Here is a 22214-nt window from a genome sequence, read left to right on the forward strand (position 1 = left end):
GCCCGTGGAACCGCTCGGTGGAGCAGCGGGCGTCTTTCAGTGAAGCAGCAGGTGGGGCAGGTGCGTGGCGGTACGCGCGCGCGTACCGAGTGTTCACCGGCGCAGCAGGCGCTTCAGGCGCCGCCGGGCCACCCGGACCGCGCCGCCCACGCCGCTCGCCAGCCGTACGGCCAGCGCGCCGGAGTGCGTCGCGTAGGGCTGTACCAGCAGCACGCCGTGCCGCAGGCTCGGGACGGCGCGTCGGCGCAGCCGGCCGGCGCCCGCCATGGCGTGCGCCGTGATCTCCCGCCGTGCGCCGTCCGCGAAGTGCACGGTCAGCCGCAGGTCCCAGGTGCCCGCGCCGAGCACGCCCAGATCGACCGGTGCCTCGGCCGTCCAACTGCCCGCGTCCGCATCCGCGTTCGCGCCCGTACCGATGCCTGTGCCCGTGCCGGAGCGCGTGAGCGGGACCGTCGTACGCCCCCGTGTGAGCTCTGTGTCCTCGTGGTTCTCGCGCTTCCCGCGCTTCCCGCGCTTCCCGCGCTTCTCGCGCGCCACCCACTCCACGTCCAGTTCGACCGGCCCGGCCTCGGCCATCCGGCCGTACAGCTCGTGCAGCCGCAGGCGCACGCGCGTGCCACGCGCACGTACGTCCAGTTGCCCGTCCACCGCGATCGGCAGGATTTCGGTGGGGCGGATCAGGAGCGGCGTCAGGGGGACCTGCGGGAGGTCCGCGGACCAGACGGGGACACCCTCGGCGTCCCGGGCGTACGGCGGCAGCAGACGCGCCGGGCGCGCGGCGAGCTCCCGCAGGCGCGGCAGGTCGCGCGGCTCGGGCGCCTCCACCACGACACGCGCGAGCACGCGGCCCGGCGCCCCCGGGTTCAGCTCCCAGTCGGCGGCGTCGTAGCGCGCGAGGTACTCCTTGGTGTGCGTCCACCACGCGCGCTGGTAGTCCGCGTCGCGCAAGCCCAGTTCGCGCGCGTACATCCGCACCTCGTGGTCGAGGAACTTCGCCCGCGCCGCCCGCGCCAGCTCCTTCTGCCCGGCGTTCAGCAGCGTCTCGTACGCCAGCGCGCACGCCTCCGTGCGCGCCTGCCAGTTCTCGATGCGCTCCCGGTCCAGCGAGAGCGACAGCTGCTCGGCGGACCGGCGTACGTGCCACACGTACACGCGGTCCGGGACGAGTGCCATGCGTGGGGCGGCGGCCAGCACGCGCGAGGTGAAGACGATGTCCTCGTAGAGGAAACGGCCGTCGGGGAAGCGGATGCCGTGCTCGCGCAGGAAGTCGGTGCGGTACAGCTTGTTGACGCAGAGCGTGTCGTGGACGAGTCGGGGGCGCTCGGCGGGGCGCGCGAGGACCGTGTGCGCCGTATAGAGGGGCTCCTGCCAGGGCGTCTCGTGCCCCGAGGGCAGCTCGCGGCGCACGCACAGTCCGCCCGCGACCTCGGCGCGCGCCCCCGTGGCAGCCGCCAGCAGGGCGTCCACGGCGCCGGCGGGCAGCACGTCGTCGCTGTCCAGGAACATCACGTACGGGGCGGTCACCGCGTCGATGCCGTCGTTGCGCGGGCTGCCGCAGCCGCCGCTGTTCACCGCGCGGCGCACCACCCGGAGCCGGGGCTCCCCGGCGGCCAGCCGGTCGAGCAGGTCGGCGCTGCCGTCCGTGGAACAGTCGTCCACGGCGACGACCTCGGCGACGGCCGGACCCTGTGCCAGTGCCGAGCGCACGGCATCGCCCACATGAGCGGCGTCGTTGTAGCCGATGACGATCACACCGACCTGCGCCGGCCGCGCCGGTGCGGCGTGCGTGTCGGTCGTCTCAGGCGTGCTGTGCGGGTCAGGTCGCATGGGGTCCACGGGCCGGGAGCGTAGAAATCTTCGGTAATACCCGGTTAAGAAAGGCTTACGGCTCGGCCCCGAAGACGGTCGGAATCCGCCCCGGGTTCCCCTCTTTGCGCCCTCTTTTCATCACCTGTGCCGTCCGCCACAACCGGATGAACGAGAGTACTGCGGCGGCCGCCCGGGTGAACGTCGCTCCCGCGGGGGCGGCCCTGTCGTTGACGGGCCTGATCCGAACGACACCCCTAGTCCGCCGCCGCAGCAGCGGCAGCTGCCACCGCCGCCGCGTCCAGTGTGTCGGTGAGCTGGTCCAGGCGGTCGCGCAGGTCGGCGATCTCGGCCGGGTCGAAGCCGGTCGCGGCCACGATGCGGCGCGGCACCTCCCGGGCCCGTTCGCGCAGGGCCGTGCCCTCGCCGGTGAGTACGACCCGGACCGAGCGCTCGTCCTCGGCGCTGCGCTCCCGGCGCACCAGACCGGCCGCCTCCAGCCGCTTGACCAGCGGAGACAGCGTGCCGGAGTCGAGTCGCAGATGTTCGCCGAGCTGCTTGACCGGCAGGTCGCCCTGCTCCCACAGCACCAGCATCACCAGGTACTGCGGGTAGGTGAGCCCGAGGTCCTTGAGGACGACGCGGTAGACGCCGTTGAAGGCGCGGGACGCGGCGTGCAGGGAGAAGCAGATCTGGCGGTCCAGGCGGAGCCAGTCGGACTCGGCGGCCGCGGGGGTGTCGGTGGTGCGGGTCGTGGCGGTCATGGGTCCAGGGTAGCTCTTGCGGGTCATTTGATTGCACACAACTTAATTGTGTGCTCTACTTGTGGTCGTGAGGCGGCCAGGACAGGTGGCCGCCGGAACACCGACTCCGTAAAGGGATGGTTCTCATGGACGCGCTCTACACCGCTGTCGCCACCGCCACCCACGGCCGCGACGGTCGTGCCGTCTCCTCCGACGGCAGGATCGACCTCAAGCTGGCCCCGCCGGTCGAGCTGGGCGGCAACGGCGAGGGCACCAACCCCGAGCAGCTCTTCGCCGCCGGTTACGCCGCGTGCTTCGGCAGCGCCCTCGGCCTCGTCGGCCGGCAGGCGAAGGTCGACGTCAGCGACGCCGCGGTGACCGCCGAGGTGGGCATCGGCAAGCAGGGCGAGGGCTTCGGCCTGAAGGTGACGCTGCGCGTCGAGCTGCCCGACACCGTGGACCAGGAGACCGGCCGCAAGCTGGTCGAGACCGCCCACCAGGTCTGCCCCTACTCCAACGCCACCCGCGGCAACATCGAGGTCGACCTCGTCATCGAGTGACCCGCACACCACCGGAGGGCTGCGGCACGGTGGCCGCCGGGGTGCGCGTGCAGGCCGACGGCACCGGATGGCGCTCCGCGAGCGGCACCACCGCCGGCAGCGCCTCCGGCGGCTCGCCGAGCATCACATGCCGTACGACGCGTTCCGCGGCGCGCCCGTCGTCGTACGGGCAGAAGCGCTCGCGGAACGCCGCGCGCAGCTGGGCCGAGCGCGAGCCGCGCCAGTGGCCGCTCGTGAAGATGTCGGTCAGCTCGTCCTCGCTGCGCGCGACCGCGCCCGGCGGGAACGCCCGCAGGTCGAAGTAGGCGCCACGGGCCGCCTCGTACGCCGCCCAGTCGGCGGTGTGCACGACGATCGGCCGGTCCAGGCACGCGTAGTCGAACATCAGCGAGGCGTAGTCGGTGAGCAGCGCGTCCGAGGCCAGACAGAGGGACGGCACGCTCGGGTGGTCGCGGACGTCGATGATCCGGCCGCCCGCGTCGCCCCCGGCGCCCGGGTCGTAGGGCGTGCGGGCCAGGATCACGAAGCGCGGGCCGAGGCGCCGGGCGACCCCCGCCAGGTCGAGCAGCGGGCCCTGGGTGCGCCGGTGGTCGCGGTGGGCCGGCGCGTACAGGATCGCGACCGCGCCGGGCGGCACGCCCAGCGACTCGCGCAGCCGGGTCACGTCCGCCGAGGTCGCCCGCTGGAAGACGTCGTTGCGCGGGGCGCCGTACTCCAGCGTGCGGTACCGGCCCGGCAGGACCCGCTCCCAGACCAGCGTCGCGTGCCGGTTGCCGGACAGGACGTGGTCCCACTGGTCGACGCCCCGCATGAGCGCCGTGAAGTCGGTGCCCCGAGCCGCCGCCGGACGCTCCAGCAGATCCAGGCCCATGTGCCCGAGCGGTGTGCCCTGCCCGGTCCGGATCACCACCTGCCCGCGCCGCTTGCGCAGCCGCCGCTCCAGGACGTCGTCCGTGACCAGGAACGCGGAGCGGGCCAGCGCCGTCCAGTAGGCGGCCGTGCCGGGACGGATGCGGCGCGGACCCGGCGGAAGGGCGTGCTGCTGCTCGGGGCGGGCGAGCCACGCGGTCCGGATGTGCGGGGCGTGCGCGCGCAGCGCCTCCTCCAGCGCACCCGGGTCGCCGGGGCCCGCCTCGGCGGCGAACAGCGCCCGGTCGGCGCGCACCGGCAGCCGCAGCTGGACGCGGTAGTGCAGGCGCAGCGCTCCGGCGCGCAGGGCACGGGCCAGCTTCACCGCCGTCCTCAGCGCGCGCCGGCGCGCGGCCGAGGCCAGCCGGAGCGCGCGGAAGGTGCGGCGCAGTCCGAAGCGGACCAGGGCGTGGCGCGGCCGCATCCGGGTGCCGGGGACCCGGTACCGGCGGTAGTGGGCGCGGGCCAGACGGAGGAACTCGGCGTGGCTGCCGCGCGGCAGCCGGCCCCGCCTGGTGACCACCGCCGCGTAGTGGTCGATCATCCGGCGGAACAACTCCGGCCGCCAGCGGTCCAGTTCGGGATGTGCCTCAAGGTGCGCGAACACCCGGTCGTACTGCGTGAACAGGTCGAAGTGGCGACGGTCGGCGCCGGCGGGGACGCTGCCCCGGCGCCGCTGCCGGTAGTGCACGCAGACCCGGTCCAGGGTGGCGATCGACTCCGCCGCCATGAGCACCGGGAAGGTCCAGGGGGTGTCCTCGTAGGAGCCCGGCGGGAAGACGAAGCCGTGCCGTTCGACGAACTCCCGCCGGCAGGCCTTGTTCCAGGCCGCCATCAGCACCCTGAGCACTCCCGGCCGGTCCGCCAGCCGGAACGGCGCGGGGCCCTCCTCGGCGAGCCGGCCGGCGAGCTGGTTGCGCACCTGGCGGCCGTCCCAGTACGTGCGCGCGTAGTCGTAGACGAGGACGTCCGGCTCCCCGGTCTCCTCGATCCGGTCGGCGAGCGCCCGCAGCGCGTCCGGGGCGAGCGTGTCGTCGCCGTCCAGGAAGACCAGGTAGTCGCCGCTCGCCGCCGCCATCCCCGCGTTCCGGGCGCCGCCGGGCCCCTGGTTCTCGGCCAGGTGTACGGCCTTCACGCGCGCGTCCCCGGCCGCGTACTCGTCGATGAGCGCGCCGCAGGCATCCGGTGAGCAGTCGTCCACGGCGATCAGTTCCAGATCCGCACACGACTGCGCGAGCACCGAGTCCAGGCACTGGGACAGATAGGCCTGGACCTGGTACGCGGGGACAATGACACTGAACCTGGGCAAGGGGCATCCATCGGTGGTCGATCGGCGGGAGGAGTCCGACCAGGAACGGCCGTTGGAGTGAATTGGTTACGGCGGCGTACGGCATGTGGGGGACCACGTGGTGTCGGCGAAGGGGCGGGCCCCGTGAGGCCCGCCCCTTCGCCGACGGCTGCCGGAGGGCCGCTACTTCACCGCGCCCGCCATCACCCCGGACACGAACTGCCGCTGGAACGCGAAGAACACGGCCAGCGGGATCACCATGGAGATGAACGCACCGGGCGCCAGCACGTCGACGTTGTTGCCGAACTGCCGTACCTGCGTCTGCAGGGCGACCGTGATCGGCTGGGTGCCCGACTTGGTGAACACCAGCGCGACCAGCATGTCGTTCCACACCCACAGGAACTGGAAGATGCCGAGGCTCGCGATCGCGGGCCCGCCGAGCGGCAGCACCACCCGGGCGAACAGCCGCAGTTCACCGGCGCCGTCCAGGCGGGCCGCCTCCAGCAGCTCGCGCGGGATCTCCGCGAAGAAGTTCCGCAGCAGGAACACCGCGAACGGCAGCCCGAAGCCGGTGTGGAACAGGATCACGCCGAAGATCGTTCCGAACAGGCCGATCTTCCCGAACAGTTCGGCGATCGGGATCAGCGCCACCTGCACCGGCACCACCAGCAGGCTCACCACTCCCAGGAACCACCAGTCCCGGCCCGGGAACTCCATCCACGCGAACGCGTAGCCCGCGAGGGAGCCGACCACGACGACGAGGAGCGTCGCCGGGACCGTGATCAGGACCGTGTTCCACAGGGAGCCGGTGATGTCGCTGTTCTCCAGCAGCTTCTGGTAGCTGTCGAAGGTGAGTTGGGACGGCTTGGTGAACACCGTCCACCAGCCGCTCGCGCTCATGTCCTGCGGGGAGCGCAGCGAGGCCAGCAGCAGACCGACGGTCGGCACCAGCCAGAACAGGCCCACGAGGATCAGCAGGACACGGACCAGACCGCCGCCCAGCCGCTCCGCGATCCGCGAGCCGAGGGACCGCCCGGCCCGCACCGTCCGGGCGGGGCCGGCATTCGTCACGCTGTCGGCGGTCGCCGTCATCGCCGCACCTCCCGCTCCCGCCGCAGCCGCCGGATGTTGAACGCCATCACCGGGATCACCAGCACCAGCAGCAGCACCGCGATGGCGCTCGCGACGCCCGGCTGGTCCTCCGCGAAGCCCCTGCGGTACAGCTCCAGGGCGAGCACGTTCGCGTCGGCCTGGGAGGAGCCCGGGGCGATGATGTAGACGAGGTCGAACACCTTCAGCACATTGATCATCAGCGTGACGGTGACGACCGCGAGGACGGGCGCCAGCAGCGGCACGGTGACCTTGCGGAACACCTGCCACTCGGTGGCGCCGTCCACCCGCGCGGCCTCCAGCAACTCCCGGGGCACGCCCGCGAGTCCGGCCGCGATCAGCACCATCGCGAAGCCCGCCCACATCCAGACGTACGCCCCGATGATCGCCGGGGTGACCAGCGTCGGGCCGAGCCAGGTGACCCCGTTGTACGGCTCCCTGAAGTTGCTCGCCGGAAGCCGCAGGCGTGCCCCGTCGGCGGACGCGGGCAGCGTGAAGGTACCGTCGCCGGCGGCCTTGGCGGAGGCGACCACCCTGCCGTCCTTCACCGCCTCGATCCGCATCCCCGCGTAGCCCAGTTCGGACGGGTCGGGCACGCCGAGCCGGCCGACGCCCTTGCCACGGGTGAAGTCCTGCCAGGTGGTGCCGGTGACCTTCCCCGGCTCCGGCCCGGCGGCCACGGCCTTCTTCGCGCCGTCCGGCATCTGGTCGGGCGCGACGCCGACGAGGGGCAGGGTGACGCTCTGGCCGGTGCGGACGGGCACCTTGGTGATGAAGCCGCCCTGCTCGGCGACGAGGGGCGACTCGCGGCCCGGGTGGGCGTTCGGGAACGCGGACGACGGGGCGAAGGTGTCGTGCACCCCCACCCACACCGCGTTCGCGACGCCCTTGTGCGGATCCTGGTCGTACACCAGCCGGAAGATGATCCCGGCCGCCAGCATCGAGATCGCCATCGGCATGAAGACGACCAGCTTGAACGCCGTTCCCCAGCGCACCCGTTCGGTCAGCACCGCGAAGACCAGACCGAGCGCGGTGGAGACCGTGGGCGCGAACACCACCCAGACGACGTTGTTCTTGAAGGCGGTACGGATGCTGTCATCCGAGAACAGCGTCTTGTAGTTGTCGGTTCCGGCGAAGCCGTGGCCGGAGTTGCTCACGAAGCTGCGGACCAGCGAGTACCCGATCGGGTAGACCACGAGCGCGCCGAGCAGCACCAGGGCGGGCAGCAGGAACAGCGCTGCCACGGCCCGGCGGGTCCCGGTCACGCTCTTGCGGCTCTTGGCGGAGGGGGGTGCGGCGGGACCCGGTGGGGCCCCGGCCGCCGCTGCCGACGCCATCGCCGGGTCAGCTCCCGCTTCCGTACGCCGCCGCCGCGTCCTTCTCCAGCTTCGCCTGGGTGCCCGCCACGTCCGACGGGTTGCGCAGGAAGTCCTGGAGGTCCTTCCACTCGCCCTTGCCCGGGGTGCCGCCGAACGCCTGCGGCGCCTGGTCGGACATGTCGAAGCGGAAGTCGTCACCGGACGCGATCAGCGCCTTGGCGATCTTCTGCTGCACCTCGTTCGGGTACGCCGGGATCGGCACGTTCCTGTTCGGCGAGAGATAGCCGCCGAGCTTGGCCTGGATCGTCGCCGCGTCCGGGGAGGCGAGGAAGGTGACCAGAGCCTGGGCCGCCCTGGAGTCCTTCAGGATCACCGCCGCGTCACCGCCTGAGACCACGGGCGCGCTCGCGCCGACCGCCGGGAACGGGAACACCTTCGCGTCCGTGCCCACCTTCGCCTTGGTCTCACCGATGTTGACCTGTACGAAGTCGCCCTCGTAGACCATCGCGGCCTTCGGCTGGTCACCGCCGGTGAAGGTCTGGGTGACCGAGGCCGGGAACTCGGTCTGCAGCGCCCCGGTCTGCCCGCCCGCGAGGTAGTCCTTCCTGCCCCAGATCTGCGCGAGCGTCTGCAGGGCCTGCTTGACCGACGGATCCGTCCACTTGATCTTGTGCTGGGTGAGCTGGTCGTACTTCGCGGGCCCCGCCTGGGACAGATAGACGTTCTCGAACCAGTCCGTCAGCGGCCAGCCGTCCGCGCCCGGCACCGAGAACGGCGTGACCCCGGAGTCGTAGACCGCCTGCGCGGTGGTCAGCAGGTCCTTCCAGGTCTTCGGCTCCTTGGCGCCCGCGTTCGCGAAGACCTTCGCGTTGTACCAGATCAGCGACTTGTTGGCGGCCTTGTAGTAGACGCCGTACTGCTTGCCGCCGACCTTGCCGATGTCCTGCCAGCCCTGCGAGTAGTTCTTCTGCAGCTCCTTCAGGGCGTCCGGGCCGAGCGGCTTGGCCCACTTCTGCTGCACGGCCTGCTTGATGGCGCCGGGCTGCGGCAGCATCGCCACGTCCGGCGGCTGGCCGCCCGCGATCTTCGAGCCGAGGAAGTTGATGATCGGGTCCTGGGCGGGCACGAAGGTGACCTTCGCGCCGGTCCGCTTCTCGAACTCGGCCAGCACCTGCTTGAAATTGCTCTGTTCCTGGCCGGTCCAGACCGCGGCGATCTCCAGGGTGGCGCCGTTCAGCTCGGGGAGGCTGACGGTGGAACCGGCCGGGGTGGTCCCGCCGCCCTTCTTCCCCGTGTCGCTCTTGTCGCCGCCGCCGGAGCACGCGGAGAGCGCGAGGGCTCCCGCGAGCAGGGCGGCGACCGTGGTGACGGTCCTGCGTGTCCGGATGGTGCTGCTGCTCCTGCGCATCACTTCCCCGTTCGTCGTTCTCCGTTGAACGTCAAGAAGACTGTCCCGTGCGGTCCGGTGTACGACGGGCCGCTCAGGGCGGGCAAGAGCGCCTGCGGGGCCGGAGCGGTCATCGTGACCGGCTCGTGACCGAGAGTGTATGCGAGCGGGTTCGAGGCGAACATGAAACGCGCATCGGCGCGAGGGGGCAGGGGGGTCAGAGCAGGGACGGCACCTGGGCCGCCGACACCTCCCGGGCCGCCCGCTCCACCGCGCTCGCGAGCAGCGCCAGGTCCGTCGGGCCGTTGCCCAGCTCCCGCACCGGCCGGCGGGCCGGCGGGTCGCCCATGCGGGCCCAGTCCAGCGGGACGACCGTCGGCCGCTGGGTCGCGGTGCGCGGGATACGGCCCGTCACCCGGCCCGCCTGGAATCCGGTGGCCCGGCCGCCGGCGGCCGTCAGCCGGCCGCGGCCCGGCGCCGGTTCGTCGGGACCCGTCGTCGGGGCGTCCAGCACGACCCGCAACGTGGCCCGGCGCGCCGGTTCCGTCTCCGCCGTACGGTCCCCCGCGCCGCTCGCCGCCACCAGGTGCACGCCGAGCCGCTCGCCCTCCCGGGCCACCGCCTCCAGCGCCCGCATCACCGACCCCGCGGCGGGCCGGCCGGGTGAGCCGAGCGCGGGCGAGACCAGCGCGTCCAGATCGTCGACGACCACCACGAGCCGGGGCAACGGCGGTGCCGCCTCGGCCCGCCCGCGCGCGGCGGCTCCCGGCCGCAGCCGCAGGGTGGAGCTGGGCGGGGCCTCTATGTCCCCGGAGGAACCGGCCGAGGCCGTGCGCTGCGCGACGATACGGCCCGACAGCGTGAGCCCCGCGTGCCACTCGGCGAAGTCCGACCGGCCCAGCAGCTCCGCACGCCGCTTCAGCTCGGCGGCCAGCGCCTGGGCGAACTCCCGCATGCGTACGGGGTCGTTGGCGGTGAGGTGAGTGGTGACATGCGGTATGTCGGTGCACGCGCGCAGCCCTTCACCGCGCCCGCTGCCGCCCCCGACCCCGTCCCGTCCGTCGATCAGCACGATGCCCAGCCGGTCCGGCCGCTCGGCGGCGGCCAGCGAGGCCACCAGGGAGCGCAGCAGCTCCGTACGACCGCTGCCGGCCGGCCCCTCGATCAGCAGATGCGGCCCGTCGGCCACCAGGTCGGCGGTGAGCGGCCCGCGCGGCCCGGCACCGAGCACCGCCCGCGCCCGGCCGCCGAGCACCTGTGTGTCGTCGGCGGCGTCCGCCCAGCGCGCCATCAGCGACGCCGGGGTGGCCCGGGCGAGCCCCAGCTCGTCCAGCAGACGGGCCGACTGGGGCAGCGGTGCGGCCACGCGCGTGTGCGGCTCGACGGCCGGGCCGTCCGGGCGCAGCGGCGCCAGCGCCCGCGCGAACCGCTCCGCCCAGGCGCCGGAGACGGCGTCGACGGCGGCGAGCACCCCGGGACCCACCGGCCCGCCGGGCGCGACCCGCATCAGATGCAGCGCGGTCGCGACGTCCCCGCCGAGCAGCGCCACGGCCCCGCAGTGCCGCAGGGTCGGCGTCGCCGCGCAGGCCGCCTCGTACGTCGCCGCCACGGGGGACTCCGCCGACGCGGGGCCGGTCTCGGCGAGACACACCACGTGCACCCCGACCCGCGGCCCGGCCACGGCGAGCCGCGCGAGGGCTTCCTGCAGGGCGGTCCCGCCGGGATCGCCGTCCACGACGACGACCGTGTAGGGGCCGGGGAAACCACCGGCACCGGCGGGATCCGCGCCGTCCTTCGCCCAGGAGGGGCGGCGCTCGGCGTCGGCGGGGAAGGTGGCGTGCGCTCCCCGGGCGTAGGCGGTTCGGTGGGCGGGTGTGCCGGGCGGCGGGGTGGGCCCCGGGACGCCGGGCAGGGGGTGGCCGGCCGCCTGTTCGTGGGCGGGCAGGCCGTGGGCGGACCGGCCCGGCGCGGGTGAGGGCGAGCCGGACGGGGGGAAGCCCGGGGTGTCCGGCGCGGCAGCCGTACCGGAGGCGGCGGGGCGGCTCATGGTGCCGGGCGCGGCGGGGGCGCCCGGCGGGGTGTCCTGGGCGGGCGGACCCGCGGGCGGGGCCGGGGCGAGGGCGTCCGGGAGCGCGGCGCGCGTGGCTGCGGCGCCCGGTGCCGGGGCGGCGGTGGGGTGGGCCGTGCCTCTGCCCGTCGTCGTGTGGTCGTCCAGCCGGCGCAGCAGTTCCTCCGCGCGGGCCGCCGCCTGCTCGCGGTCGTAGGCCAGCAGGAGGCGGCAGTCCTGGCCGTGGCCCGGCCGGACGTGCGGCAGCCAGCCCAGCCAGGACCACTCGGCCGTGCGCTCCTCGACGGGCCGGGAGCGGTCGGCGCTGATCAGCACGATCTCCAGCAGATCGGGGGAGTGCATCGCGGTGAGCTGGGCCAGCACCGCGCGGGCCAGCCCGGACAGCCGGGGCCGCGGACCGGCCAGGCCCAGCGAGCCCGCCTCGCGCAGCGCCGCCGTCACCGGCACGGCGGGCAGCAGGCCCGAGCCGTCCGGCGCGCTCCGGTCGGCCGTGCCGACCCGCACGGTCAGCGCCTCACCGTGGCCCGGCCCGCGCTCCCACAGCCGGGGCCCGGGACCGAGCGCCGTCAGCAGCAGGGCGGCGGGATCCGGCCAGATCTCGGGCTGCCTCGGGGGGTCGGCCACGGGGGCGGTGCCGGGGGAGCGGTCCACCTCGGTGTCGTACGGCTCCGCGTCTCCCGGATGCTCCGCGCGGCCCCCGGCCAGGCGCCGGGCCCACTTGCCGAGGCCGCGCCTGCGGGCGGTGTGCGGGGCGTCGGTGCCCCGGAGCGGAGTGTCCTTGCGGCCGTCGCCCGGCGGTTCCTCGCCCGCCCCGGCGATGCCGAAGCGCCCCGCGTGCGTGTCCCCGCCCGGAGCCGCCTCGCGCGCGCTCTCGATCCGCGGTGCCCCGACCTGCCCGGGTACCAGGAGCGACTCCGCACGCCCGTGCTCCTGACCCGCCGCGCCCCCGGGGCCGGCGCCGTCGACGGAGGCGCCGCCCGCGCCCGAGGCACCCGCGCCCGGGGCGCCGTCGTGCCCCGCGCCGCCGGTGACCCGCAGGCACCCCTCCCCGTCCGGCACCGCGCCCACCCGCGCCCCCGGCCCGCCGGCCGGAGTGACCCGCAGGGCCGACTCGCCGATCCGCAGCAGTCCTCCGGCCGGGACGCGCACCGGCCGCTCCCCGATCCGCACGCCGTCGAGCACCGTGCCGTTCGTGGAGCCGAGGTCGGCGACCGAGACGCGGCCGTCGGCGCCGACCGTGACCGAGCAGTGCAGCCGGGAGACGTCGGGGTCGTCCAGGGGGACGTCGGCGTCGGCCGAGCGGCCCACGCTGATCCGGCCGCCGTGCAGCAGATGGACCCCGCCCGCGTCCGGCCCCGCGACGACGTGCAGCTGGGCCGGCGCGTCGTCCAGCTCGGGGTGCGGCTCGGCGGCCGCGGGGGCGCCGAGGGACAGCACGGCACCGTCGACCAGCGGGGGCTCGCCGAGGGTGCAGCGGCGCGGGTCCAGGCGCTCGGTGCCGGCGTACAGGACGAGGCCCGGGCCGGCGGCGGCCTGGCCCTGGCCGGCCTCGGCGCCGACCGCCCCGGCCAGCGCGGACGCGACCGCGGCCAGATCCGTGCCGGTGGGCGCCGTGACCAGCACGTCGCGGCTCGCGGCGCGGCCCCGCTGCGGGGCCGGGCCCAGCGGGTCTACGACGGTCAGCCGGATCTGCATCCCCACCCCAACACGAGCACGTCGGCCAGTACTGGGAGGCATCCTCGCACCTGCCACTGACACCGCGCCCCGCACCCGGTGACAAGTGATCTTGATTGGTCGCCTCTGCCCCCAAAAGTGCCTGACCAATAGTCCGCCGACGATCACTTGAGATCGGTCACGTCCGCTCCCCGGCAACCGACGCACCGGTGCGCGCGTCTTTCCGTCGAACACATCGAACATCCTCGGGAACGCTTACGTAGTGCCCAGGAAGGCGGCACTACAGTGGGTCGAAACACCGGCAGTGAAGGCAAGCAAGCAGCAGGGAGCGCGTGACGTGCGGCCAGTCGGCAGCAAGTACCTGCTTGAGGAGCCGCTCGGACGCGGCGCCACAGGCACCGTCTGGCGTGCCCGCCAGCGGGAGACCGCGGGTGCCGAGGCGGCCGTGCCCGGCCAGCCCGGCGAGACGCTCGCGATCAAGGTCCTCAAGGAGGAGCTGGCGAGCGACCCGGACATCGTGATGCGCTTCCTGCGCGAGCGCTCCGTACTGCTCCGGCTCACGCACCCCAACATCGTCCGGGTCCGTGACCTCGTCGTCGAGGGCGATCTGCTGGCCCTGGTCATGGATCTCGTCGACGGCCCCGACCTGCACCGCTACCTGCGCGAGAACGGCCCGCTCACCCCGGTCGCCGCCGCTCTGCTGACGGCCCAGATCGCCGACGCGCTCGCCGCGAGCCACACCGACGGGGTCGTGCACCGCGACCTGAAGCCCGCCAACGTGCTGCTCGCGCAGAACGACGGCCGGATGCACCCGATGCTGACCGACTTCGGCATCGCCCGCCTCGCCGACTCCCCGGGACTGACCCGCACCAGCGAGTTCGTCGGCACGCCCGCGTACGTGGCGCCGGAGTCCGCCGAGGGCCGCCCGCAGACCTCCGCGGTGGACATCTACGGCGCCGGCATCCTGCTGTACGAGCTGGTCACCGGCCGCCCGCCGTTCTCCGGCAGCACCGCCCTCGAAGTCCTGCACCAGCACCTGAGCGCCGAGCCGCGCCGCCCCTCCACCGTCCCGGACCCGCTGTGGACGGTCATAGAGCGCTGCCTGCGCAAGAACCCCGACGAACGGCCGAGCGCCGAGAGCCTCGCGCGCGGGCTGCGCGTCGTCGCCGAGGGCATCGGCGTGCACGCGAACGCGGCGCAGATCGCGGCCGCCGAGGGCGTGGGCGTGCTGCTCGCCCCCGACCCGGCGCCGACGGCCGTACCGGGCGTGCCCGGCGCCGCCGATCCCACCCAGGTGCTCCCGACGAACGCGCCGCAGGCGTACGACCCGAGTGCCGCGACGAGCGTCCTGCCGCACACCGGCGGTCCGGCCGGCGCCGCCGACCCCACCGCCGTACTGCCGAACACAGGGGCCGCCGACCCGACGGCGGTGCTGCCCGGCACCGGCCCCCAGGGGCAGCAGCCCGACCAGCCGCACCCCTGGCAGAACCAGCTGCGCGCTGCCCGGGACCGCAACGAACAGACGCAGGTCCAGTACCTCTCCCCGGAGGACGACCCGCTGCACCACCGGCCGCAGCGCCAGGTCGCCCGGCCCCAGCAGCAGCCGCGCCAGGCCCCCCAGGCCCGCCCCCGGCAGCCGCAGCCGCGCGGCCGGCAGCAGGGCTACCAGCAGGGGTACGGCTACGGGCAGCAGCAGCCCCAGCAGTACGCCCCGCCGCAGCAGCAGCCGCAGCGGTACGCCCCGGAGCCGCAGCGCCCCGCGCGCGAGCCGCGGGAACCGCGCCGGCGCAGCGCCAACCCGATGAAGATCCCGGGGCTCGGCTGCCTGAAGGGCTGCCTGTTCACGATCGTCATCCTGGTCGTGGCGAGCTGGCTGATCTACGAACTGACCCCGCTGCACACCTGGGTCGGCCAGGGCCGCAGCTACTGGCACGAGGTGACCCACTGGGTCGGCCAGGTCAGCAAGTGGGCGAAGGACCTCGGCGGTTCCTCGGGCAATTGATCCCGGAACGCCCATAACTCGACCGTGAGTTTGCGGATTTGTCGACATCTGGCGGGTGATTTCCGTCTCCGCGGTGAAGGTTGGCTCCCCGGACGCGTAGTTTTGACGACACCACGCGACAACGCGCGCCTGTAGGAGCAGTCTTGGCACGGAAGATCGGCAGCCGGTACACCGCGAACCAGATCCTGGGGCGGGGCAGCGCCGGCACGGTGTGGCTGGGCGAGGGGCCGGACGGGCCCGTCGCCATCAAGATGTTGCGCGAGGACCTCGCCTCCGACCAGGAGCTCGTCGGACGCTTCGTCCAGGAGCGCACCGCGCTGCTCGGCCTGGAGCACCCGCGCATCGTCACCGTGCGCGACCTCGTGGTCGACGGCAACGACCTGGCCCTGGTCATGGACCTCGTGCGCGGCACCGACCTGCGCACCCGGCTGGAGCGCGAGCGGCGGCTCGCCCCCGAGTCGGCCGTGGCGATCGTCGCCGACGTCGCCGACGCGCTCGCGGCGGCCCACGCGGCCGGGGTCGTCCACCGCGATGTCAAGCCCGAGAACGTGCTCCTCGACATGCAGGGGCCGCTGGGGCCGGGCGGCTCGCACCCCGCCCTGCTGACGGACTTCGGCGTCGCCAAGCTGATCGACTCGCCGAAGCGGACCAAGGCCACCAAGATCATCGGCACGCCGGACTACCTGGCCCCGGAGATCGTCGAGGGCCTGCCCCCGCGCGCGTCCGTCGACATCTACGCCCTCGCCACCGTCCTGTACGAGCTGCTGGCCGGCTTCACCCCGTTCGGCGGCGGCCACCCGGGCGCGGTGCTGCGCCGCCACGTCACCGAGACCGTCGTCCCGCTCCCCGGGATCCCCGAGGAGCTGTGGCAGCTGATCGTGCAGTGCCTGGCCAAGGCGCCCGCCTCCCGGCTGCGCGCCTCGGAGCTGGCGGCACGGCTGCGCGAGCAGCTCCCGATGCTGGCCGGGATGCCGCCGCTGGAGGTGGACGAGCCGGACCAGGCCGAGGAGCCGGAGGCGCAGGAACCGGCGGCCGCGCCGGCCGAGCCGGCCCGGCGCCGGGGCGCGGTCTCACTGGTGCCGGGCGCCAGGCCGGACTCCAACCGGGACACGCACACCTCGATGCGCGTGCCGGGCCCGGACGAGCTGGCCGGCGGCGCCCACGGGACCGCGCGCGCTCCCCGGGCCACCGGTGCGCCCCGGCCGGGTTCGGCCCGCCACCGGGCGGTGGTGCGGCGGCGCCGGATCACGCTCGGCGTGGCCGGGGTGGTCGTGGCGGCGGTGGTGGGCGTCGGCGCCTACGCGGCCTCCTCCTCCGGCGACGACGGGCCGGCCCGGGACACCCACAGCACCCAGGCGCCCTGACCGCGCCCTGCCCGGGCTCCTTGCCACAGCCGTTACGCTGGAGGCGTGGCAGTCGTCGATGTATCCGAAGAGCTGAAGTCCCTCTCCTCGACCATGGAGTCGATCGAGGCCGTCCTGGACCTCGAAAAGATGAGGGCAGATATCGCCGTGCTCGAGGAGCAGGCGGCCGCGCCGTCCCTGTGGGACAACCCGGACGAGGCGCAGAAGATCACCAGCAAGCTCTCCCACCTCCAGGCCGAGGTCAGGAAGGCGGAGGCGCTGCGCGGCCGGATCGACGATCTCGCCGTCCTCTTCGAGATGGCCGAGGAGGAGGACGACCCGGACACCCGCGCCGAGGCCGAGTCCGAGCTGGCCTCCGTCAGGAAGTCGCTGGACGAGATGGAGGTCCGCACCCTCCTGTCCGGCGAGTACGACTCCCGTGAGGCGCTCGTCAACATCCGCGCCGAGGCCGGCGGTGTCGACGCCGCCGACTTCGCCGAGAAGCTCCAGCGCATGTACCTGCGCTGGGCCGAGCAGCGGGGCTACAAGACCGAGCTGATCGAGACGTCGTACGCCGAAGAGGCCGGCATCAAGTCGACGACCTTCGCCGTCCAGGCGCCGTACGCCTACGGCACCCTCTCCGTCGAGCAGGGCACGCACCGCCTGGTGCGCATCTCGCCCTACGACAACCAGGGCCGCCGCCAGACCTCCTTCGCGGGCGTCGAGGTGCTCCCCGTGGTCGAGCAGACCGACCACATCGAGATCGACGAGTCCGAGCTGCGCGTGGACGTGTACCGGTCCTCGGGCCCCGGCGGCCAGGGCGTGAACACCACCGACTCCGCGGTGCGGCTCACCCACCTCCCCACCGGCATCGTGGTCTCCTGCCAGAACGAACGCTCGCAGATCCAGAACAAGGCCACGGCGATGAACGTCCTCCAGGCCAAGCTGCTGGAGCGCCGCCGCCAGGAGGAGCAGGCCAAGATGGACGCCCTCAAGGGTGACGGCGGCAACTCCTGGGGCAACCAGATGCGTTCGTACGTCCTGCACCCGTACCAGATGGTCAAGGACCTGCGCACCGAGTACGAGGTCGGCAACCCGGAGTCCGTGTTCAACGGCGAGATCGACGGGTTCCTGGAGGCCGGCATTCGCTGGCGCAAGCAGCAGGAGAAGTAACTTTGTCGACATGACAACTGCCGCCCGCGAGGCGGCAGTTGTCGTTATGTCTGGGTTTTACGTCACAATTACAGGTTCCAGGTCGCCGCATAAACACCCCCAACGGACAATGCGCCCGCAATGCCCTTGACGTTGCTTTGAAGAATGGGAAGAGTTGCACGCGGCATGCGTACTTGAGGGGCGCATGTGAACCGGGGGAATGAGTTGACGCGCTTCGTCACCGGCTGCCTCCCGTCGATCACGGCAACGCCCCACGCGCCGCCTCATTGACGAACAGCTACTGGGGGTAGCAACCATATGACGAAGAAGACGCGGATCCGGGTCGCGCGGATAGCCGCGGGCGCCGTGATCGCGGCCGGTGCGTCGCTGACCGCAGCCGGCGCGGCCTCCGCCGCGGGCATCGATGTCCAGGCCGGTCCGATCAGCCTGGGCGTGCACACGGACGCCGGGAACGACAGCGGCGGCACCGACGGCGGCTGCCCGGTCGCGGTCTGCACCGACGGCGGCACCACGACCGGCGGCGACTCCTCGACCGGCGGCACTGGCACCACCGGCGGCGACTCCACCACCGGCGGGGACTCCACCACTGGTGGCACCTCCACCACGGGCGGGGACTCCTCGACCGGCGGTTCCAGCACCACCAGCGGGGACTCCTCGACCAACGGCGGCGTCACCATCGGTGGTCTCGTCACCGGCGGCGACAGCTCCACCGGGGGTTCGAGCAGCACGGGTGGTGACAGCGGCACCGGCGGCACCAGCTCCACCGGTGGTGACAGCGGCACCGGTGGCTCCAGCAGCACCGGCGGCTCCAGCACCACGGGTGGCTCCAGCTCCACTGGCGGCTCCAGCTCCACCGGTGGCACCAGCTCCACCGGTGGCACCAGCTCCACCGGTGGCTCCAGCAGCACCGGTGGCACCAGCACCTCGGGTGGCAGCTCCACCGGCGGCTCCGGCTCCACCGGCGGGTCCAGCACCACCGGCGGGTCCAGCACCACGGGCGGCTCCGGCAGCACCGGCGGTTCGAGCAGCACCGGCGGCAACAACGACAAGCCCCAGGGTGGCAACAACAACGCCACCCAGGACCAGGGCTCGTCGAACCTGACCGACACGGGCTCCGACAACGGCAACAAGGCCCAGGCCCAGGGCGGTGACAAGCAGCTCGCCGAGACCGGTGCCGGTCCGACCGAGTTCCTGCTCATCGGCGCCGCGACGATGATCGCCGGCGGCATCGGCTTCCGTGTGCTGCCGCGTCTGATGAACGGCCGGGGCGGCGCCGCCGCCTGACCGTGACCCCAAGGTCGCACCGCGTACGCACACCGTACGCACAAGGGCCCGGAGCTTGGCGCTCCGGGCCCTTGGCCGTCTCTGCGGCGTTCTCGCGCGCTGTTCGCGCCGTCCGCGTCCCTACGCGGTCTGGTGCGCCAGCAGCGCCACGGCGGTGATCAGCACCGCCAGCAGCGCGATCAGCGCCATCGGGTTCACCCCGCCGAGGAAGCCCTCTTGCTGAAGTCGCTCGCGGTTGGCACGGCACACCGGGCACCGGCCCTCGCTCACGGGCGCCGCACAGTTCGCGCACACCAGCCGGTCGTACGTCATGCGCTCGCCCTCCTTGCACCGGTCATCACTTCTAGAACGCTCATAGGAACGAGAACGTTCCCACTCCACTGTGCCAGGTTCCCGCAAGCGGTGCGCAGGGCACCGGGAGAGCGGACGGAAGCAGGGGAGGGAACACGGGATGCAAACATGTCCCGGTACAAAAACGTACAAGTCTTGCCCAAGCTCTCCCCGCGACTGCACTTGCACACCCGGGTCGCGTATGGTCACGCTCATCTACCCCCGGCGACCCGTGGTGCATCCGTGATCCGATTCGACAACGTCTCCAAGGTCTACCCCAAGCAGAACCACCCCGCACTCAGGGATGTCTCCCTGGAAGTGGAGAAGGGCGAGTTCGTCTTCCTCGTGGGGTCCTCCGGCTCCGGAAAGTCCACCTTCCTGCGGCTGATCCTCCGCGAGGAGCGGTGCAGCCACGGCCAGGTGCACGTGCTGGGCAAGGACCTCGCGCGCCTCTCGAACTGGAAGGTGCCGCAGATGCGCCGCCAGTTGGGGACCGTGTTCCAGGACTTCCGTCTCCTGCCGAACAAGACCGTCGCGGAGAACGTGGCCTTCGCCCAGGAGGTCATCGGCAAGTCCCGCGGCGAGATCCGCAAGTCGGTGCCGCAGGTGCTCGACCTCGTCGGGCTCGGCGGCAAGGAGGACCGCAGGCCGGGCGAGCTGTCCGGTGGTGAGCAGCAGCGCGTGGCCATCGCGCGGGCCTTCGTCAACCGGCCCAAGCTGCTCATCGCCGACGAGCCCACCGGCAACCTCGACCCGCAGACCTCCGTCGGCATCATGAAGCTGCTCGACCGCATCAACCGGACGGGCACGACCGTCATCATGGCGACGCACGACCAGAACATCGTGGACCAGATGCGCAAGCGCGTCATCGAGCTGGAGAAGGGCCGCCTCGTTCGCGACCAGGCCCGCGGCGTCTACGGCTACCAGCACTGACACTGACCGCACCCTGTTCCCGAAAGGCCTGAAGAACCCGCCATGCGCGCCCAGTTCGTCCTGTCCGAGATCGGTGTCGGTCTCCGCCGCAATCTGACGATGACCTTCGCCGTCATCGTCTCCGTCGCCCTGTCCCTGGCCCTCTTCGGCGGCTCGCTGCTGATGAGCGACCAGGTGTCCACCATGAAGGGCTACTGGTACGACAAGGTCAACGTCTCGATCTTCCTGTGCAACAAGCACGACGCGGAGTCGGACGCCAACTGCGCCAAGGGCGCGGTCACCGATGACCAGAAGAAGCAGATCCTCGACGACCTGCACAAGATGCCCATCGTCGAGAAGGTGTCGTACGAGTCGCAGGACGAGGCCTACAAGCACTACAAGGAGCAGTTCGGCAACTCCCCGCTGGCCAGCTCGCTCACGCCGGACCAGATGCAGGAGTCGTACCGCATCAAGCTGAAGGACCCGCAGAAGTACCAGGTCATCGCGAGCGCCTTCAACGGACGTGACGGCGTGCAGTCGGTGCAGGACCAGAAGGGCATCCTGGACAACCTCTTCACGCTGCTGAACCTGATGAACCGGGGCGCGCTCGGCGTGATGGCGCTGATGCTGATCGTCGCGCTGCTGCTGATCGTCAACACCGTGCGCGTGTCGGCGTTCAGCCGCCGGCGCGAGACCGGGATCATGCGCCTGGTCGGTGCCTCGGGCTTCTACATCCAGGCGCCGTTCATCATGGAGGCCGCGGTCGCCGGGCTCATCGGCGGCGGCCTCGCCTGTGTCGCCCTGGTGATCGGCCGGTACTTCACGATCGACCACGGCATGGACCTCGCCCACAAGCTCCAGCTCATCAACTTCGTCGGCTGGGACGCGGTGTTGACGAAGCTGCCGCTGATCCTCGCGACGAGCGTGCTGATGCCGTCGCTGGCGGCGTTCTTCGCGCTGCGCAAGTACCTGAAGGTGTGACGCATGCCAAGAGGGCCGTACGGGCATCTGCCCGTGCGGCCCTTTTCGTTGTCCTAGACTCACGGCCATGTCAGGCCGAGAACTGTGCCGAGACCTGCTCTGTCCGCCCCGCCGCATCCGCCGCGGGGCCGCCCTGACATTGGTCTTCGCCGGCGTCCTGGTCGCCGGCGCCGCCACCGGCTCCTTCCCGGAGACCATCGCCACCGTCCCCACCGCGCACGCGCGCAGGTCCGCCACCGGCCCGTCGCACCCGGCCACCCGGCACGAGGACGTCCAGGAGGCCGCCGCCGAGGCGATGGCCGACGGCAAGTCCCCGATGGAGGCGGCCGAACGGGCGGTCAGCCGCAGCGGTGACCGCTGGGGCGCGGTCTACTCCGAGGGCGAGTACCAGGAGTTCCAGGAGGCCCTCGACGGCAGGTACACCGGCGTCGGCCTGTCGGCGGGCCGCGAGCAGGACGGCCGGATCGAGGTGACCAAGGTCCAGCCCGACTCGCCCGCCGACCGGGCCGGCATCCGCCAGGGCGACCGGCTCATCAGCGTCGACGGCGGCAGCGTCGACGGCCGCCCGGTCACCGACGTGGTCTCCTTACTGCGTGGCGACGCCGACGACGCGGCCGCCGGTACGACCGTCACGCTGGGCCTGGAGCGCGGCACACGCGCGTGGACCGAGAAACTGCGCCGGGCCAGCCTGTCCACGGACCCGGTGGCCGTCTCCCGGCTGCCCGGCGGGGTCACCGTCATCCGGATCGCCGCGTTCACCAGAGGCTCCGGCGACGCCGTGCGTGCCGCGGTCCGCGCGGCCCCGGCCGGCGGCGGGATCATCCTCGACCTGCGCGGCAACTCCGGCGGACTGGTCAACGAGGCCGTGGAGGCCTCCTCCGCCTTCCTCGACGGCGGCCTCGTCGCCACGTACGACGTCGACGGTGCCCAGCGCTCCCTGCACGCCGACCCCGGCGGTGACACCGGCCGGCCCCTGGTCGCCCTGGTCGACGGCGGCACGATGAGCGCGGCCGAGATGCTCACCGGCGCCCTGCAGGACCGGGGCCGCGCGGTGGTGATCGGCTCGCGCACCTTCGGCAAGGGGTCCATCCAGATGCCGACCACACTGCCCGACGGGTCGGTGGCCGAGCTGACCGTCGGCCACTACCGCACCCCCTTGGGTCACAGCGTCGACGGCCGTGGGATCACTCCTGACCTCGATGCCGGGCAGGCCGACGGGCAGGCCGCCGTGGAGCGGGCCGAGACCGTGCTCACCGGCCTGGGCGACCCCGATTAAAGGCTGGCCGCACGACCCCTCCGTAGTGCGAAAATGGACGGCACTATGA

The 22214-nt window shown here is 72.9% G+C and carries 16 protein-coding genes; 8 read left to right on the forward strand and 8 right to left on the reverse strand.

The window, feature by feature from the left end:
- Positions 1-93: 93 nt before the first annotated feature.
- Positions 94-1827 (reverse strand): glycosyltransferase family 2 protein, encoded by a 1734-nt coding sequence (locus BIV25_RS41435; RefSeq protein WP_079177216.1) that lies wholly within the window; start codon positions 1825-1827, stop codon positions 94-96.
- Between the two features lie 236 nt (positions 1828-2063).
- Complete coding sequence (locus BIV25_RS41440) at positions 2064-2597, reverse strand: MarR family transcriptional regulator (RefSeq protein ID WP_079177217.1); 534 nt, start codon at positions 2595-2597, stop codon at positions 2064-2066.
- 98 nt (positions 2598-2695) lie between these two features.
- On the opposite strand from BIV25_RS41440, the gene BIV25_RS41445 reads away from it, so the two are divergent.
- Positions 2696-3109 (forward strand): organic hydroperoxide resistance protein, encoded by a 414-nt coding sequence (locus BIV25_RS41445; RefSeq protein WP_071377768.1) that lies wholly within the window; start codon positions 2696-2698, stop codon positions 3107-3109.
- Here BIV25_RS41445 and BIV25_RS41450 read toward each other — a convergent pair.
- The 5 genes from BIV25_RS41450 to BIV25_RS41470 form a co-directional block, all read right to left on the reverse strand.
- Entirely contained in the window at positions 3099-5327 is a 2229-nt protein-coding gene (locus BIV25_RS41450; protein WP_071377739.1) for a bifunctional glycosyltransferase family 2 protein/CDP-glycerol:glycerophosphate glycerophosphotransferase, read from the reverse strand. The genes BIV25_RS41445 and BIV25_RS41450 overlap by 11 nt on opposite strands.
- Positions 5328-5489: 162 nt before the next feature.
- Positions 5490-6398 (reverse strand): carbohydrate ABC transporter permease, encoded by a 909-nt coding sequence (locus tag BIV25_RS41455; RefSeq protein WP_071377740.1) that lies wholly within the window; start codon positions 6396-6398, stop codon positions 5490-5492.
- Positions 6395-7681, reverse strand: a complete 1287-nt coding sequence (locus BIV25_RS41460; RefSeq protein WP_071377769.1) for a carbohydrate ABC transporter permease — start codon at positions 7679-7681, stop codon at positions 6395-6397. Before BIV25_RS41460 ends, BIV25_RS41455 begins: the two co-directional genes overlap by 4 nt.
- 79 nt (positions 7682-7760) lie before the next feature.
- On the reverse strand, positions 7761-9143 hold the full coding sequence (locus BIV25_RS41465) for an ABC transporter substrate-binding protein (protein ID WP_071377741.1): 1383 nt from the start codon (positions 9141-9143) through the stop codon (positions 7761-7763).
- Positions 9144-9339: 196 nt separating this feature from the next.
- Positions 9340-12885 carry an FHA domain-containing protein gene (locus BIV25_RS41470; RefSeq protein ID WP_071377770.1) on the reverse strand — a complete coding sequence of 1182 codons (3546 nt, stop codon included), beginning with the start codon at positions 12883-12885 and terminating at the stop codon, positions 9340-9342.
- Between the two features lie 316 nt (positions 12886-13201).
- Here BIV25_RS41470 and BIV25_RS41475 point away from each other — a divergent pair, with 316 nt between their 5' ends.
- From BIV25_RS41475 to BIV25_RS41490, 4 genes are all read left to right on the forward strand, one after another.
- Positions 13202-14866, forward strand: coding sequence for a serine/threonine-protein kinase (locus BIV25_RS41475; RefSeq protein ID WP_071377771.1), 1665 nt, complete (start codon positions 13202-13204; stop codon positions 14864-14866).
- A gap of 143 nt (positions 14867-15009) precedes the next feature.
- Positions 15010-16230 (forward strand): serine/threonine-protein kinase, encoded by a 1221-nt coding sequence (locus BIV25_RS41480; protein ID WP_071377742.1) that lies wholly within the window; start codon positions 15010-15012, stop codon positions 16228-16230.
- Between the two features lie 45 nt (positions 16231-16275).
- The gene (prfB, locus tag BIV25_RS41485; RefSeq protein ID WP_071377743.1) at positions 16276-17382 is read left to right on the forward strand and encodes a peptide chain release factor 2; all 1107 of its coding nucleotides are present in this window, start codon (positions 16276-16278) and stop codon (positions 17380-17382) included.
- 297 nt (positions 17383-17679) lie between these two features.
- Entirely contained in the window at positions 17680-18666 is a 987-nt protein-coding gene (locus BIV25_RS41490; protein WP_071377744.1) for a hypothetical protein, read from the forward strand.
- Positions 18667-18786: 120 nt separating this feature from the next.
- Here BIV25_RS41490 and BIV25_RS41495 read toward each other — a convergent pair whose 3' ends face one another.
- Positions 18787-18978, reverse strand: a complete 192-nt coding sequence (locus BIV25_RS41495) for a hypothetical protein (protein ID WP_071377745.1) — start codon at positions 18976-18978, stop codon at positions 18787-18789.
- A gap of 261 nt (positions 18979-19239) precedes the next feature.
- Here BIV25_RS41495 and ftsE point away from each other — a divergent pair, with 261 nt between their 5' ends.
- The 3 genes from ftsE to BIV25_RS41510 all read left to right on the forward strand — a co-directional run bounded on the left by ftsE (position 19240) and on the right by BIV25_RS41510 (position 22165).
- Positions 19240-19929 (forward strand): cell division ATP-binding protein FtsE, encoded by a 690-nt coding sequence (gene ftsE / locus BIV25_RS41500; protein WP_071377746.1) that lies wholly within the window; start codon positions 19240-19242, stop codon positions 19927-19929.
- A gap of 42 nt (positions 19930-19971) precedes the next feature.
- Complete coding sequence (gene ftsX, locus BIV25_RS41505) at positions 19972-20889, forward strand: permease-like cell division protein FtsX (RefSeq protein ID WP_071377747.1); 918 nt, start codon at positions 19972-19974, stop codon at positions 20887-20889.
- A gap of 67 nt (positions 20890-20956) precedes the next feature.
- Positions 20957-22165: a S41 family peptidase gene (locus BIV25_RS41510; protein ID WP_079177219.1), complete on the forward strand. Its 1209-nt coding sequence runs from the start codon at positions 20957-20959 to the stop codon at positions 22163-22165.
- The last annotated feature ends 49 nt before the right edge of the window (positions 22166-22214 follow it).

The sequence above is a fragment of the Streptomyces sp. MUSC 14 genome, from assembly GCF_001866675.1.
In the GTDB taxonomy this organism is placed as follows: domain Bacteria; phylum Actinomycetota; class Actinomycetes; order Streptomycetales; family Streptomycetaceae; genus Streptomyces.